The organism is Labrenzia sp. ATLA3 (genome assembly GCF_057180185.1).
The window spans coordinates 807,817-822,359 of record NZ_JBXUKV010000001.1; the positions used below are offsets into that span (position 1 = coordinate 807,817).

At 60.3% G+C, this 14,543-nt stretch carries 13 protein-coding genes; 2 read left to right on the plus strand and 11 right to left on the minus strand.

Translation table 11 applies throughout. From position 1 onward, the window contains the following. Window positions 1–97 precede the first annotated feature (97 nt). Window positions 98–556: an Lrp/AsnC family transcriptional regulator gene (locus AC2A6O_RS03630; RefSeq protein WP_498925765.1), complete on the plus strand. Its 459-nt coding sequence runs from the start codon at window positions 98–100 to the stop codon at window positions 554–556. A gap of 17 nt (window positions 557–573) precedes the next feature. Here AC2A6O_RS03630 and AC2A6O_RS03635 read toward each other — a convergent pair whose 3' ends face one another. From AC2A6O_RS03635 to AC2A6O_RS03665, 7 genes are all read right to left on the minus strand, one after another. Then, window positions 574–1,524, minus strand: coding sequence for a branched-chain amino acid ABC transporter permease (locus tag AC2A6O_RS03635; protein ID WP_498925766.1), 951 nt, complete (start codon window positions 1,522–1,524; stop codon window positions 574–576). Continuing rightward, on the minus strand, window positions 1,524–2,414 hold the full coding sequence (locus tag AC2A6O_RS03640) for a branched-chain amino acid ABC transporter permease (RefSeq protein ID WP_148584467.1): 891 nt from the start codon (window positions 2,412–2,414) through the stop codon (window positions 1,524–1,526). The genes AC2A6O_RS03635 and AC2A6O_RS03640 overlap by 1 nt, the downstream gene beginning before the upstream one ends. After that, entirely contained in the window at window positions 2,411–3,130 is a 720-nt protein-coding gene (locus AC2A6O_RS03645; protein WP_148584468.1) for an ABC transporter ATP-binding protein, read from the minus strand. Before AC2A6O_RS03645 ends, AC2A6O_RS03640 begins: the two co-directional genes overlap by 4 nt. Beyond that, window positions 3,127–3,900 carry an ABC transporter ATP-binding protein gene (locus AC2A6O_RS03650; RefSeq protein ID WP_498925767.1) on the minus strand — a complete coding sequence of 258 codons (774 nt, stop codon included), beginning with the start codon at window positions 3,898–3,900 and terminating at the stop codon, window positions 3,127–3,129. Before AC2A6O_RS03650 ends, AC2A6O_RS03645 begins: the two co-directional genes overlap by 4 nt. 17 nt (window positions 3,901–3,917) lie before the next feature. Beyond that, the gene (locus tag AC2A6O_RS03655) at window positions 3,918–5,120 is read right to left on the minus strand and encodes an ABC transporter substrate-binding protein (RefSeq protein ID WP_148584470.1); all 1,203 of its coding nucleotides are present in this window, start codon (window positions 5,118–5,120) and stop codon (window positions 3,918–3,920) included. Window positions 5,121–5,195: 75 nt separating this feature from the next. Continuing rightward, window positions 5,196–6,284 carry a cupin domain-containing protein gene (locus AC2A6O_RS03660; RefSeq protein WP_498925768.1) on the minus strand — a complete coding sequence of 363 codons (1,089 nt, stop codon included), beginning with the start codon at window positions 6,282–6,284 and terminating at the stop codon, window positions 5,196–5,198. A gap of 32 nt (window positions 6,285–6,316) precedes the next feature. Continuing rightward, window positions 6,317–7,024 carry a GntR family transcriptional regulator gene (locus tag AC2A6O_RS03665; RefSeq protein WP_498925769.1) on the minus strand — a complete coding sequence of 236 codons (708 nt, stop codon included), beginning with the start codon at window positions 7,022–7,024 and terminating at the stop codon, window positions 6,317–6,319. Window positions 7,025–7,266: 242 nt separating this feature from the next. On the opposite strand from AC2A6O_RS03665, the gene AC2A6O_RS03670 reads away from it, so the two are divergent. Beyond that, a complete protein-coding gene (locus AC2A6O_RS03670) occupies window positions 7,267–8,400 on the plus strand; it encodes an aminotransferase class V-fold PLP-dependent enzyme (protein ID WP_498925770.1) in 1,134 nt (377 codons plus the stop codon). A gap of 364 nt (window positions 8,401–8,764) precedes the next feature. Here the strand turns inward: AC2A6O_RS03670 and AC2A6O_RS03675 are convergent, their stop codons facing one another. From AC2A6O_RS03675 to AC2A6O_RS03690, 4 genes are read right to left on the minus strand one after another with little or no spacing between them, the layout of a single operon-like run. After that, window positions 8,765–10,315 (minus strand): indolepyruvate oxidoreductase subunit beta family protein, encoded by a 1,551-nt coding sequence (locus AC2A6O_RS03675; RefSeq protein WP_498925771.1) that lies wholly within the window; start codon window positions 10,313–10,315, stop codon window positions 8,765–8,767. Next, entirely contained in the window at window positions 10,315–12,465 is a 2,151-nt protein-coding gene (locus AC2A6O_RS03680) for a thiamine pyrophosphate-dependent enzyme (RefSeq protein WP_498925772.1), read from the minus strand. Before AC2A6O_RS03680 ends, AC2A6O_RS03675 begins: the two co-directional genes overlap by 1 nt. A 23-nt stretch (window positions 12,466–12,488) precedes the next feature. Beyond that, window positions 12,489–12,983: a MarR family winged helix-turn-helix transcriptional regulator gene (locus AC2A6O_RS03685; protein WP_498925773.1), complete on the minus strand. Its 495-nt coding sequence runs from the start codon at window positions 12,981–12,983 to the stop codon at window positions 12,489–12,491. Then, a complete protein-coding gene (locus AC2A6O_RS03690; RefSeq protein WP_498925774.1) occupies window positions 12,980–14,536 on the minus strand; it encodes a phytoene desaturase family protein in 1,557 nt (518 codons plus the stop codon). Before AC2A6O_RS03690 ends, AC2A6O_RS03685 begins: the two co-directional genes overlap by 4 nt. Window positions 14,537–14,543: the final 7 nt, after the last annotated feature.

A 14,543-nucleotide genomic window follows, 5' to 3' on the forward strand; every position in this document is an offset into this window, starting at 1 on the left:
TCAGCCTGAGCAATATGATCTAACTTCAGGGGTGATAGATTTCAAAATCTGTCAGTGATAGAATTGAAATTAGCATAATCTGCCAATTGAGATCGAGATGGACAAGAAAGACCGCCAGATCATCCGCGCCTTGCAGCAGGATGGCCGCATGACCAATCAGGATTTGGCGGAGGCGGTCAACCTGTCGCCCTCACCCTGCCTGCGCCGGCTGCGTAATCTGGAAGCCTCCGGGGCAATCAAGGGGTTTTCGGTGGATGTGGACGCCGCAGCCTACGGCCTGCCGATCACGGTCTTCGTCCGCATCCGTCTGGAGCGACACAACGAGGAGGACGTCCGCCGGTTCGAAAGCCGGATGCAGACCATTGAGGAGGTTCTGGAATGCCACGTCCTGACCGGCGCGATGGATTATCAGCTGCGCGTGGTGGTGTCGGATCTTGAAGCCTATGAGACTTTCATCCGTAACCGCATTCATCCGATCGGCGGCATTGCGTCAATCGATACCAGTTTCGTTTATGGCACCGTCAAGAAGACGGCGGTGTTTCCACCGCTCGCCTGACCTGATGAGCCGTGTTCCTATTCCTTCCGGAATTTCACCGGTGGCGATTTTTCCGGCAACAGCCCGGACCGGAAGCGCTGCAGCACCACCTGAAGAAGCAGGCCAACCAGCAGCATGCGGATGAAGGAACTGCGGGTCGCCCATTCCGGCGGCAGACGGTTGGTGAAGATTTCCGTCACCGACCACAGCGTCCAGATGGTCAGAGCCCCAAGGATGGCGCCCCTGTTGTTGCCGGAACCGCCGGCCATCAGCATCACCCAGACCAGGAAGGTCACCAGCAACGGATCTGTGGCCGTCGGCGACAGGAAGCGGAAATAATGCGCAGATAGAGCGCCCCCGATCCCCATGATGGCGCAGCCGATGACGAAGGTCTGGATCCGGAATTTCTCGACATCCTTGCCGGTGGCCGCCGCCGAAGCCTCGTTGTCGCGGATCGCGCGCAGGCTGCGTCCCCATGGGCTGTCGTGCAACCGCGAAGCCGCCAGATAAACCAGCAGCACCACAAACCAGACAAAGCCGAGAAATACGACGTCGCCCATGCGCCCGGTGGTGAGATCCGCCAGAGGTCTTGGAATGCGGGACAGGCCCAGGCTGCCGTTGGTGAGCCAGCTTTCATTGACGATGACGAGCCGCAGGATCTCCGCGATCCCGATGGAAGCCATCGCCAGATAGTCGCTCTTGAGGCGCACGCAGATCTTGGCAACCGCCCAGCCGGTGAGCCCGGCGAGAATGGCTGCCCCAATCAAGCCAAGCGGCACAGGCAGACCGAAACCGCCAAGGTGCTTGGACGAGGCCGGGGTTGTCAGGATCGCCGAGGTATAAGCCCCCACGCCATAGAACCCGGCGATGCCGGCATTGAAGAGACCGCCCATGCCCCATTGCACGTTCAACGCAAGGCAGAGTATCGCGTAGATGCCGCCCAGGATCAGGAGGCTGACCGCATAGAAAAAGAGACCGGTAAGTTCCATCAGAGCAACCTCCCCTTGAAGAGACCCTGGGGCCGGAAGATGAGCAGGCCGATCATCAGCACGAAAGCGACCGCAGTCTTGTAGGACGGCGAAATGAGCGCATCGTCGCCAATCCAGTGGTAGGAGGAAAGTTCTTCAGCCAGGCCGATGATGAATCCGCCTGCCATGGCGCCCATAGGTTTGCCGATCCCGCCGAGAATGGCGGCGGCAAACATCGGCATCAAGAGGTTCCAGCCCAGATTGGGGTGCACGCTGGTGTTCAGTGCGGCAAAGGTTCCGGCAATGGCCGCCAGAGAGGCACCGATGATCCAAGTCCAGCGAATGACCTTGGCCGTGTCGAGGCCGGAAACTTCAGCCAGTTCCGGATCGTCGGCAACCGCCCGCATGGACCGGCCGGTTCTTGTGACGGTCAGGAAGTAGTGCAGAAGCACGGCAATGATCGCCGTCAGGATGACCGCCTGAAGATGCAGGACGGACACCCGGAATGTGTCGAACAGCACCATTGGCGGTTTGACACCGGTGAAGAACACCTGGTTCTGCGATCCCCAGACCAACTGGACGATGGAGCGGAAGACGAGCGCGATGCCGAAGGATGAGATCACCGTGTAAATGGTCGGCAACTCACGCAACGGCTTGTAGAAATAGCGGTCGACCAGCAGCGCCGAGACGATGGTGAGCGCAATACCGAAGGGAATCAGCAAAAGCGGATTGACCGGGACAATGGCGGCCATGGCCAGGACACCGTAGGTCCCCAGGGTCATCAGATCACCATGGGCGAAATGGGCAAACCGCAGGATGCCGAAGATCATGGAGATACCGACGGCGCCAAGCGCATAAATGCTGCCGATGGCCAGCGCCGGAAACAGATAGAAATTGACGAACTCGATCATGCGGCCGCTCCCCCGAGGAAGAGGCGCCGGACATCGTCATCTGCCAGCAATTCCTTGCCGGTGCCGCTGGCATAGTTCCGGCCATTCACCAGGATATGGCCATGATCGGCAATCTGCAGAGCCTGGCGGGCATTCTGTTCCACCATCAATATCGTGATCCCGGTTTTGCGGATGTCGATGAGCAGGTCGAAGATCCGCTCCAGATAGGCAGGCGACAGACCGGCTGTCGGCTCATCCAGGAGCACCAGCTTCGGATCGCTCATCAGGGCGCGGCCCATGGCCACCATCTGACGCTGTCCGCCTGAAAGTTCGCCCGCAGGCTGTTTCAATTTGTCCCGAAGATCCGGAAACAGGGACAGCACGCGTTCGCGCGTTGCCGCCTTGTCCTTTGGTGGAGCTGCGTAGGTTCCGACATCAAGATTTTCGTCCACGGACATGGTCGCAAAAACGTTTTTCGTTTGCGGCACGGCTGAAACGCCGAGCGGAACAAGGGCTGATGTCTTGCAGCCCGCAAGCTCTTTCTCTCCAAGCTTGATCGACCCCGCGGACACGGTGGTCAGTGCAAAAATGGTTTTCAGCAGGGTCGACTTGCCGGCGCCGTTCGGGCCGAGAATGACCGCGATTTCACCCGGCTCGACCGTCAGCGATACGTCCTCGATGATCGGCGGTCCGCCATAGCCGGCGCTGACAGCCGCAACGGAAAGTCGTTCGGTCATAGCTGCGCCTCATATTTTCCGCCGCCGAAATAGGCTTCGATCACCCGTTCGTCGTTCCGCACTTCATCGACCGAGCCTTCCGTCAGGAGCGTGCCCTGCGCCATGACCAGCACGTGGTCGCACAGCTTGGAAACGTAATCGAGATCATGCTCGATGAGACAGAAGGTCAGCCCCCGCTCCCTGTTCAACATCAGGATCTTGTCCGCCAGCTTGGACAAAAGCGTTCGGTTGATGCCGGCGCCGATCTCGTCCAGCAGAATAATCTTCGGGTTGCGCATCAGCGCGCGGCCAAGTTCGACCAGCTTCTTCTGACCGCCGGAAAGATTGCCCGCCTTCTCGTCGATGACATGATCCAGTTCCAGCAGGTGGACGGTATCGCGCGCCGTCTCATAGATCTGCCTTTCCTCGGACTGATAGTGCCCGCGGCGGAAGATCACGTTGAAGACATTCTCGCCTTCCGGTGCGGAGGCGGATGCCATCAGGTTTTCAAGGACGGAGAGATGCCCGAATTCATGCGGTATCTGGAAGGTGCGTGCGAGACCTGCCTTGGCCCGTTGGTGGGGTTTGAGCGAAGTGATGTCCTTCCCGTCCAGAAGCACCCGACCGGCGCTTGGCCGAATGGCGCCTGCAATGACGTTGAAGGCGGTTGTTTTTCCCGCACCGTTGGGCCCGATCAGGCCGGTGATGCGGCCTGCGCCGATCTTGAAGCTTGCATGGTCAATGGCCCGCAAACCGCCAAAATCGACGCAGATTTTTTCCAGCTCAATCACGCTGTTGCCTGGTCGGCTTATTCAACAATTTCGACTTGCTTGTAGCCGTCACCATCGACGACGAACTTGCCGATATAACCGCCGACATCACCATTTTCATCGAACTCCGCGGAGCCGCTGGCGCCTTCGTAGTCGATGTCCTTGCCTTCCTTGATAAGCTCAATCGCCTTCGCCCATTCGCCCGGGCCGACTTTCTCACCCGGAGCCATGGCAACTTCCTTCAGGGCTTCGGCAATCTTGGCGCGGTCGGTCGAGCCGGCCTTTTCAATCGCCAGCAGCGCCAGGAAAGTTGCGTCATAGGTCTGGTCGACAAAGGCCTTGTCTGCACCTTCGCCATATTCCGCGTTGAAGGCATCATGCAGGGCCTTCTGGGCCGGGTTTTCGGCCGGAGACGTTGGTGAGGAGAAGAACGATGTCTTCAGGGCATCCGCACCCACGTTCTGGATCAGCAGTTCGTCGCGCAGACCATCCGTGCCGATGAATTTGGTGAAGAGACCGCCTTCAATGGCCTGACGCACGATCTTGCCGCCGCTGTCGCCGGCATAGGCGATCACGACCAGTGCTTCCGCATCGCCCTTGGCCAGGCTGGCAAGTTCGGAGCGGTAGGAATCTTTCTTTTCTTCGTGCTTCGCCTCGGCGACGATCTCACCACCGGCTGCTGTGTAGGCGTCGATGAAGGTTTCGCCAATGCCGACGCCATAGTCGTTGTTGACGTAGGTCAGCGCTACTTTCTTCAGGCCTTCGTCCAACACCATCTTGGCGAGGATCTCCCCCTGATAGTTGTCGGAGGGCACGATGCGGAACACCAGGCCGCCGTCTTCCAGGGTGGTCATGGCAGGTGACGTGGCGGTCGGCGAGATCTGCGGGACGCCCGCCGGAATGATTGCGGCTTCAGCCGCGGCAATGGTGGTGCCGGACATGAGCGAGCCCATGATGATCGGCACGTTTTCAACGTTCACGAGTTTCTGGGCGGCGTCGACCGCGCCCTGTGCCGTGCCGGTGGTGTCACCATAAACGGCAATGGCAGAGCCGCCGAGCAGGCCACCCTGCTCGTTCACCTGCTTGACCGCGAGATCGGCCGCGTTCTGAAGCGGCGGAATGAAATTGGCGATCGGCCCCGTGATGTCCATCAGGACGCCGATCTTGGTGTCGTCCGCCAGTGCGGCTGTTCCCGTGCCGAGCAAAGCCGCTGCGGCCACAATTGTCGTCAACTTTTTCATACTGTCATCCCCTCATTGCTTGACTTTGAATTCCTGCACAGCCTTTTCTTTCCTCCTTGAAAGGCCTTGTCTTTTTTAGTCGCGCAGGACTTCTGTTTCGAACCGACCCGGCAAGCTGACTTCCAGCAGTTCCAGGTCGGAAGTTGCATCCGCGTATCGCGTCGCCATGTGCGGCGGGATTACGAAAGCGTCTCCGGCAGACAGGCGGTAAGGATCTTTGCCTTCGCCCTCCAGGGTCATTTCACCTGCCAGCACAAAGTTGAATAGAATATCGCAGTCATGGCGTGTCCAGGGAGCAGCCTCCCCGGCCGGACGTGCCACCATAACAGACGCCACGCCCTTCGTGTTGTCGCAGATGGTGGTGTCTCGCGCTTCGAAACCCGGTATGCGGAACGGACTGAAGGCGCCGTCTTTTGCCAGGCTGTGAACGAACTTCTGGCCCTGCCACTCGCGGTCCGGCCGCTCATGGGGTGTTGGCAGGGTCATCTCGTGATCGATCTCGGTAATGTGTTCCGCGGGAACACCGATCTCGACCACCTCGATGCCTTCGGCCGCATGCATCACCCGGTGGCGGATTTCCGGTGGCTGAATGAAGCAGTCGCCTGCCCTCAGACGGCGCATGCCGCCCTGGTCTTCGTACAGAACGTCGACCCAGCCGTTAACGCAGAAGATCAGCTGAAAACCGACCTTGTGGAAATGGACCATGTCCGGCACCGGACCGTCCGGCACCCGAATATGCGAGGCGATCATCGCGCCGCCAAGGCGCGTGGGCACCAGATCCCGATAGGACATGCCGGCCCGTCCGATCACCCAGGGGGCCTGGTCGGCGAGGCGGCGCACCACGAACGCGTGTTCCGTTTCCGGCATGACCAGTGGCGGATTGAGTTCGTCAATCTCGACGCGCGTCCCGCTTGGAGAAACCAGAAGACGTTCGCCGTCTGCAAATTCATCCGGATTTTCGGTGAGGATGCGCAGCGTACCTGGGGCTTCGCTCGCGCCCTTTTCCACCCGCACGCGCAGGCCGTGGCCTGAAAACACCGCGATTTCCGGACTATCGGCCGGATAGATCATGTCCAGCCGCATGTTCAGCTTCTTGGTGAAGAACGGCAGATCCTTGGAAAGGTCCTGTGTCGGCAGTCTGACTTCCGCGCGGGTTTCGCTCATGTCCTGTCCATCGCTCCTGTTCCTACTGCGCGTCAGCCTGCTTGCGCGGATGAGTTTTCGTTCTGATTGCGGATTTCCTCGTGCGCCTGGAGGTAGGCCGCCTCCCCCTCGAAGACGAACCGCAGGATCCTGTCGCTGGCGGCAACCGCATCCCGGCGGCAGAACGCCTGATAAAGCTGGGTGTTGCCGGCGACGATCAACGGGTGGTTGGCCTTGTCTGCAAAGGTCATCAGGCGAACGGCCTGAACCTGTGTCATGTAGCGTTGCAGCGCCTTGCGCAGCGAAACATTGGGAACAGCGGCGATCCAGCTGTTGCGGAAGGTCTCGCAAGCCCGGTGCAGCCGCTCGAAATCGTCTGCTGCCATGGCAGAGTGTGCTTCCGCCTGGATGTCATCCAGACCCTTCAACTCCTCTTCCGAAAGGCTGAGAGCTGCCATGGCCGCCGCCCGTGGCTCAAGGAGCCGGCGCAGGTCGAAGATTTCCAGAATTTCCTGATGATCGAGCCTCGGCAGCATGAAGCCGCGCGTCGTGGGCTCCAGATACCCCTCGTGAGCCAGGCGCATCAAGGCGTCGCGTGCCGGCATGCGAGAAACACCGAACTCGGCGGCAACAGCCGTGTCGACAAGACGGACATCCTGACCAAGTTCGCCGCGCTGGATGCGCCCCATCAGCAGATCGTGGATCTGTCCGCTGGTGCTTTGAGCCGCAGACGCGTTGGCGGATGATTTTCCAGCAATCACCGGCAGGCCTCCCCTGTCACACACAGCGACACACCACCAAAATCGTATACGAAACAATTCAAGGCAAATCGGATCAATCGCATGTTCAACCCATTTTCCCGCACTTGAAAAGTCCTTTAAGCTTGAACTATCGGAAAAACTGTATACGAATAATTCCATACTGGTCAATAGCGTGTTTGATGCAGGAAGGAACTGCTTCGGCACTCTCACCGACCTGCGGACACGAGCTTTCGGGGAAACGCATGACAACCAGAGAAGACGGCTACTTCCTCTATCATTCCATCGGCCAGTATCCCGGCAAGGCCGCCGGGTTGAGCGCCGCGATGGCGGAGTTTGCCTCGGTCTGGAGCGCCCCGAACGATCAGCAGTGGTCCTATCTGCTGGGCAAGCGTGAAGCCTTCATTGATCACTGGCGCGCAATTATCGAAGCACCTGCCGGGTCTGCCACAACGTGTGAAAACGTCACCCAGGGCGTGGACATGGTGATGCGGGCCCTGCCGGACGGCCTGCTGCGCGGCCGGAAGGTTCTGGTGGCAGCGGACTGCTTCCCGTCCAACCATTTCCTTCTAACCCGCCTGCAGGAACGGCTCGGCTTCGAGCTGGTGACCGTACGCGCCCGTCAGGGTGCGAATTTTGTCTCCGACGAAGACATGATTGCCGAGTGGGACCGCGATGTCGCGCTCTGCCTGATTACCTGGATCAGCTCGACCACATCCCGCCGCTCAAATCTCGAAAGCCTCGTTGCCCACGGCCGTTCGATGGGCAGCATCATCGGCGTGGATATCACCCAAGGTGCGGGCCTGCTGCCCTTTTCGGTCGACGCGCCGAATGTGGATTTTGTCGTATCGACCAGCCTCAAATGGATGTGCGGTACACCTGGCGCCGGCATCCTTTACGTTCATCCGGACCTGATCCGCGATTGCAGACCGGAGCTGCGTGGCTGGTTCAGTCAGGACAACCCGTTCAACTGGGATATCGACGCCTTCGAATACGCGCCGGACATTCGCCGCTTCGACAACGGCACACCGTCGATCATGCCTGCCGCAGCTTCCCTGCCTGCGCTCCAATGGCATGCGAGCGCCGATAGGGACGCCATCTTGCGCAGCAACAGGCATCTTTGCAGCATTCTGATCGATGGCGCGGATGCACTCGGGCTGAAACTTCTCACACCCCGGGTGGAAGAAGACAGAGGTGGCAGCCTGATGTTCGGTCTCGCCTCAGCCGAACAGGCCACGCTCGTGCTGGACCATCTACGCCATGCGGGCCTCATTGCCGATACCCGCGGCGCGACCCTGCGCCTTTCTCCTGGCATTCAGACGTCGGAAGACGCCGCACGTGAATTGGTGGTGGAACTGGGGACGGTGCTTTCCCGGTAACCCCGGGAGGGAGCTTCGTCAGCGGATGTCGCCCATCCTTCGAGACAGCGCTTCGCGCTTCCTCAGGATGAGGTTGGCATAAGTTAACAGGTTTACTCGGGGAACTTTCAGCCTCGCATCAACCTACCCCTCATCCTGAGGAGGCCGTGAGGCCGTCTCGAAGGATGGGCCGCAAACTCAGCAACCACACACCCTGATCTGATACAGCTTACGTAGCCACTCGCCTGCTTCGCGGTCCTTCTCCCGAGAACCGATCTTGAAGCTCAGCTGCTCCGCGCAAGAGCGACACCCGGGTCTCGCCAAGCTCGCCCGGGGTCACAATCGAGTGGGATGATCCGTCACTTAAGTCAGGACCGGAATTGGCTCATGCAAAGCTCTCAACGGTCTTCAGCGCTCCGTCGAGATCCGCGCCCTTTTCATCCTTGAGAGCCGCTTCGCGCAGGCGTGCGACCCATTCCGGGCCGTCGTCCCGATTTTCCACCAGCCGCGCCCCCGCCAGCACCTTGTCGAATTTCGACAGGCCTCTTGCGTGAGTGTCAGAGTAGCCCTTGATGAGGCGTCGGCACCTCAGCACTTCAACGGCCATGGCGTAGCGGTCAGGCAAATAGCCCGACACCATCTTCAGCCAGCTCTCCAGATGGTCCTGTTCCATCTGGTGGCGCAGGGTTCTGCGGCGCCAACCACGCAAGCCGCCCAGAAAGTAAAGCATCGCAAAGCCGCGCAGACTGTCGGTGCGGATCCGGCGGCCACGGTTGAACCAGCGGTCGATGCGTTTCATCCACGCCGGATCGCTTTCCATCTTGCGGCCCATCTTTTCCGGCAGCAGGCCAACGATTTCTTCCGCGCGCGGATGAAGATAGTCGGTCAGATGCAGCAGCTTGCCGTCCTCCACCTTCATTTCCGTCTCGATCCGGTTGAACCGCTGAGGACGTGTTTTCAGATCGGCAACCCGGATGACATCGTCATAGGCCATCGCATTGGCGATGTATTTCGCGGCCTCGCGGGAGAGTTCGTAATCCTTCTCCGCGCTATCCCGGCTGATGAGACCTTCCAGCCGGCCAAGGTATTCCGCGCCGTAATCCGTGTCCTGAAAATCGACCACCTTGCGCAATCCGGCACGGGCCATTTCGCGCACCGGTTCCGGCAAGCCCGCAACCTTTGCTTCCAGCGAGGCCCAGGCCTTTTGCGCCATGTCCGGGCCGGCAGGCCTGACGATTTCCTGCTGTGCGGGTTTAACAGCCTCGGGCTTGGGGTCTTCACCGTGTTTCGCCAGATCAAACCCGGCAGCAAAAGCCCTCAGACTGGCTTCCACACCCTTGCCGCCTGCACGAATAGCGTCTTCAAAGGCTGCCCGTTCGAAGGGCAGAGCACCGGAGCCAGCCAGCGCCCCGAACAGGGAAGCGGAAATCACGGAGCCGACCTTTAGGGCAGCGGTATCCATATCGGCCAGAACCAGCTTTTGTGCCGCCAGTTCGGCGGCGGCTCTCACTTCTTCGGAAGAGGCCATGCCGTCACCCGGCACGGATTTTTCGGACACCGCGAGCATGCGGTGGCTCGAAGCGATAAGCGTGGTGCGGTCCGGGGTCACGAAGCCACGAATGATCGCACGGCCGGCTTCCATCATTTCCGCTGCAACGATGATGTCGACATCACCGGCAGACGGGGCGAGCGAAAAGACCGGGGCTTCAACGTCCCCCGGGGCCATCTCCATGTAATAGATGGTCGCGCCGGTTCTCTGGGCAACGCCTGCCACGCTCGTGGCCTGGCAATGATAGCCCTGCGATCTCGCCAGGCTTTCGATCCAGTTCGTCAGAACGCCACCGCCCTGCCCGCCGACGGCGAGAATGGCGAGCTTGATAACCCCTTCGAGCGCGGGATCGGCCGGTCTGGCATCCAGTGGCAATGCAAGCGACATCACGCGCCCTCCCCGGTAAAGGTCAGCCGGGCACCAGCCCGCCGTGTCTGCAGCCAGGAAATGATTTTCGTCCGAAGGCCGGCATACCAGGCTTCGAAACCGGTCGGGTTATGAACCACTTTCGCCTCAAAGAAGGACGGACACAGGATTGCCGCATCGGCGACTTCGCCGCAGTTGCCGCAACCGACACAGGACTGGTCGATGTGGGCCACCGGATCGTCGCGCAGCGGATCGTCCAGCTTCTTCAGCGAGAGCGACGGACATCCAGACAAGCGGATACAAGCATGATCGCCGGTACAGACGTCCTGATCGACACCGAACCGGGGTATCTCGACCCGTTCACCACCCGCAATCGCCTTGTTGCGCAAGGGCTTTTCCCTACGCTGGCGGTTGAGCATGCACTCGGACGATGCAACGATCACCTTCGGACCGTCATATTCGGTCGTCAGTGCCTCGCGGATGGTTTCGCGCATCCGGGTGACATCATAGGTGCGGTTGATCTGCCGGATCCACTTGACCCCGGCGCCCTGAAGCGCCTTCGTAATCGGGTTGTTGGTCGACTTGGTCTCGTTCTTTGCCCGGCTGGAGGGAATGTCCTGCCCGCCGGTTGCCGCCGAATAATAGTTATCGACAATAATCGCGACACTGTCGGACTTGTTGAACACCATGTTGCCGATGGAGCTGCTGAGACCGTTATGCCAGAAGCCGCCATCGCCAATGATGGAGATCGCCCGTCTCTCTCCGCCGCCATCGAAGGCAGCGTTTGAGGCCGGCCCGAGGCCATATCCCATGGTTGAGCCGCCGATTTCGAAGGGCGGCAAGCAGGCAAACAGGTGGCAGCCGATATCACCGGTGATCTGGTGCTGGCCGACTTCCTGCTCCACCATCTTCAACGAGGCGAAGATCGGACGTTCCGGACAGCCCGTGCAAAATCCGGGCGGGCGGATCGGCACCGTCTTGGAAAGATCCGGCAACTCCGGCTTGGGCGTGTTCGGCGCCAGCACCTTGCCCGGAAGAAGCTCCGGCGCATATTGGCGGACAAAGGCATCCAGACCGTCGAGCATGATCTGGCCGGTGTATTCCCCCGCACGCGGGAAAATGCCCTTGCCTTCCAGCTTTGTCGTCCGGCCTTCCTTGTAGAGCATGGCCCCGAGCTGCTGCTCGATGAATTCCGGCTGGCCTTCCTCGATCATCAGCACGGCTTCCTTGCCCGCGCAGAACTCCAGAAGCTCCGATTTCACGAGCGGATAAGTCACATTGAGCACGTGAAGCGGGATCGAGGTGTTGCCACTGATATCGGCGAGCCCGAGCCGTTGCAGCGCACGGATGACGCTGTTGTAGATGCCGCCAAGGCAGACGATACCGACCTTGCCCTCGTCCGGTCCGAAACGCTCGTTCAGACGGTTTTCCAGAATGAACTTTTCGGCTGCCGGCCAGCGGTTGTCGATCTTGTCATGCTCATGGGCATAGGACATGGGCGGCAGCACCACCCGCTTGAAGTCGCGCATCGGACTGGACAGCGCATCGCGAACGGAAAGCGGCGGCGGCACGTTGTCCCTGGTCTCGAACCGGCCGGTGACGTGGCAGGAACGGATACGCACCATCAGCATGACCGGCGAATTGCTGGCCTCCGACAGGGCAAAACCATCGCCGACGGATTTGACGATCGACGTCAGGTTGGGCCTTGGATCGAGCAGCCAGAACTGCGATTTCATGGCAAAGGCGTAGGAGCGCTCCTGCATGATGGAGCTGCCTTCGCCGTAATCCTCGCCAACGATGACAAGCGCGCCACCATTGACGCCGGAAGACGCCAGATTGGCCAGCGCATCCGAGGCAACATTGACACCGACCGAGCCCTTGAAGGTGACTGCGCCGCGTATCGGATAATGCACGGAGGCGGCCAGCATGGCGGCTGCGGCCGCTTCGGAGGCGTTGGCCTCGAAACGTATGCCGAGTTCACCCAGAAGATCCTCTGCATCGGCAAGCACATCCATCAGATGAGAGATCGGCGCGCCCTGATAGCCGCCGACATAGCCAACACCATTTTCCAGAAGCGCCTTCGTGATGGCCAGAATGCCCTCACCCGTGAAGGTGTCTCCGGTTCCCTTGCGAAGATGCTCTACCTCAGCCTTGAACGACCTTTCGGCCATCGGCCCCTCCTTACGCGATCAACTTATATCGGGTGCTTGCGCACGTTCTTCAAAATTGCCTGCAGCGTGGCGACAAAAGCTCTTTGATCCGCGTCGCTGATGCCTTTGAACATCTGCCGGTAGGCGCCGGCCAGATGTGGCCAAAGCTGCTCATGAGTGTCCCGTCCCTTGGACGTGAGATGAATACGGACAGCGCGACTGTCTTCCTTGTCAGACACCCGGCGCACCAGACCGTCCCGCTCAAGCGCGTCCAGCGCCCGGCTCAACGTCGAGACTTCAACAACCGCGTAGATCGCGAGTTCGCGGATCAACAGGCCGTCGATCACGGACAACACGGCCAGGGTTCTCATCTTCGGTGTCGTCAGGCCCAGGTTGGCCATTTCCTCGCGCAGTGCGGCGTTGTAGCGGCCCATGATGCGGTTCATCAGATAGGGTGGAAAATTTTCCAGTCCGATTTCACCGAGCCGCGGCAAGCGGGCCTCGTCCAAAGTTACGTCCGTCAGATCCTCATCGCTCATGCACCCATCCCCTTCGCCAGATTGTAGCCGGAACCGCCGCCGAGCCCCGGCCCGGGATGGGTCGAAGCTCCGATCATGTGGAGATTCCGGATTGGGGTGGCGCTATTAGCTGAATGCGCAAAGGGGCGCCAGACAAAAAACTGATCGATGCTGCAGGCCCCGCCATAGGGATCGCCGCCGACCAGATTGATGTTGAGGTCGTTCAGATCCGCCGGAGAATAGGCCCGCCGGGCAAGTTTGATCTGATCGAAATTGCGGATGTGCCGCCTGAGGATGTCTTCCAGACGATCAGCGAAAGCTTCACGAATAGCCTCGGTCCATTCGGCCCCGGTCTCGATCTTGCCGGCCGCATCCCCTTTTATCGTGCGCGGGGCATCGGGTATCTGAAGCCACAGGATGCCCTTGCCGTCCGGTGCACGCGACGGGTCCAGCCTATGGGGCTGGCCAACGCAGATCGTCGGAACTTCCGGCAACAGGCCACGCTCGGCCTCGTTGGCAGACTTCGAAACACTGTCGATGCCGTCCGCCAGATGAACCAGCGCGACATCTTCCAGGCCTTCGGCGATCCAGTCCGGATTCCCGTCCAGGGCATAGTGAAGCTGAAAATTTCCACGGCCGTAGCGATAGGTCCGGGTTTGCTCCGGAAGAGCTTCCTGTTTCAAGAGCCGCTGGTAAAGCTGTGTCGGCGTGACGGAAGCAATCACCGACTGGCCCTTGATGGTTTCACCGTCTGCTGTTTCCACGCCGAACGCCTTGCCATCCTTGACCAGAACACGTTCGACATCGACACCCGTGCGGATCTTGCCACCCTTGGCCTCGATCAGGCTTCTGAATGCCTCGGGTACGGAACCCGAGCCACCCTTGGCCACCGGTGCGCCGGCAGCTTCCAGCGCAAATGCGATTACCCGGCCCATCTGGCCCGAATAGGTGCTTTCCGGCGTCAGACCGGTATGAAGAACCCAGGGCGCCCAAAGCGCCTGCAGGGTCTCGCTCTGATAACTTCCTTCCAGCCAGCCGCGAGCCGGTTGCAGACAGGAACCGAGCCAGGCTTTCAATCCGCCGAGACCGCGCTTCCAGGCCTGACTGAGCATCAGGCGCGCCATCTTGCCGGACCAGAGTGGACCGCCCAGCAAGGCAAACAGGAACTCCGCGTCGGCTTCGATACCGCCGACATCAGCTTCATGCTGTTTGCCGTCTCCGGCCGCAAGGGCTTCGAAGGCGGCAATGTTAGCCGCGCGGTCCGTCGTCAGCTTCAGCGCCTCGCCTCCCGGCCGCAAAACGGCGGTCGGATGCGGAGAGTGGCAGAAATCGAGGCCGTGACGGCCAAGATCTTCCGCCAATTCCGCATAGGCAGGAGAGGTCAGGAAAAGCACAAAGGTTGCCGCCATCACATCATGCCGAAACCCCGGCAGCGTGATTTCCTCGGTCCGCATACAGCCACCGAGGACGTCAGAGCGTTCCAGAAGCAGAACCGGCTCTCCCCGCCGCGACAGCATGGCTGCCGCGACAAGAGCGTTGATGCCGGATCCTATGATGACATGCGGAGCGGCCATCCCGGGT